General features: G+C 38.6%; 2 protein-coding genes. Both read left to right on the forward strand.

Annotation, left to right across the window (positions count from 1 at the left end; all coding sequences use genetic code 11):
- On the forward strand, positions 1 to 610 hold a 610-nt coding region (gene ccmB, locus ACFIK8_RS10285; protein WP_375669366.1), incomplete at its 5' end, for a heme exporter protein CcmB.
- A gap of 45 nt (positions 611 to 655) precedes the next feature.
- Positions 656 to 943 (forward strand): cytochrome c biogenesis protein CcsA (ccsA, locus tag ACFIK8_RS10290; protein ID WP_375669367.1); only part of this gene is annotated, 288 nt, incomplete at its 3' end.

Raw genomic sequence — 943 nt, forward strand, 5'->3', positions numbered from 1 at the left:
GTTAACAGGACTTTTGTTTTTCATCGCTGTTATTGTGATAACCCCCTTTGCCGTTGGACCAGATCCAAAAATTCTTGCACAAATCGGCCCAGGCATATTATGGTTTGGAGTCCTTCTCGCAGGACTCCTTAATCTGAATAAACTTTTCCAAACCGATTGTGATGATGGAAACCTCGACCAGTTCATCCTTTCTGGACAAAGACAGAGTTTTACATTGATTGTGTTTACCAAATGTCTTGCCCATTGGGTGGGAACTATGCTTCCCCTTGTTTTTTCTCCTCCTATTTTAGCAGTCATGCTTCATTTAGATGCCACGAGAACTTTTACAACAATACTCACTCTCTTATGCGGAACACCTGCCATTATTTTTATTGGCGCTATAGGAGCAGCCCTTGCAACGTCATTGTTACACAGCACTCTTCTCATTTTCATCATCATCTTACCGTGGATTATTCCAATCATGATTTTTGGCGTTTCAGCTGCTACAGCCCCAATAAATCCAAATGTCTCTTTTCTTACTTCCTTGACTCTTCTTATTGCTTTTTCACTTCTTTTGAGCCTTTTTAGCTCTTTTGTTGCAGCTATAACACTCAAGTTTTTATCAGAATAGTAAAAGATGATTGCCGCAAAACTAAATTCTGCCTATTATAAATTCATGAATAAAACATCTCGTACATATAAAATGAGGTCACTCCCCGCAAGTTTAAATCATTTCATGAAAATAAGCAGTACCCTTTTGCCCTGGTTAACTTACATAACAGTGTGTTTTCTTATCTTAGGGCTTATTCTAATTACACATTCCCCTGAGGATTATCAACAAGGTATCGCTGTCAAGATTATGTACATTCATGTACCATTCGCGTGGTTATCTACGTTCTGTTATATCATAATGAGTATCGCTGCACTAGGAAGCCTGATTTGGAGGTATCATCTTGCTGATGTA

The sequence above is a fragment of the Bartonella sp. MR168JLCBS genome, from assembly GCF_042194175.1.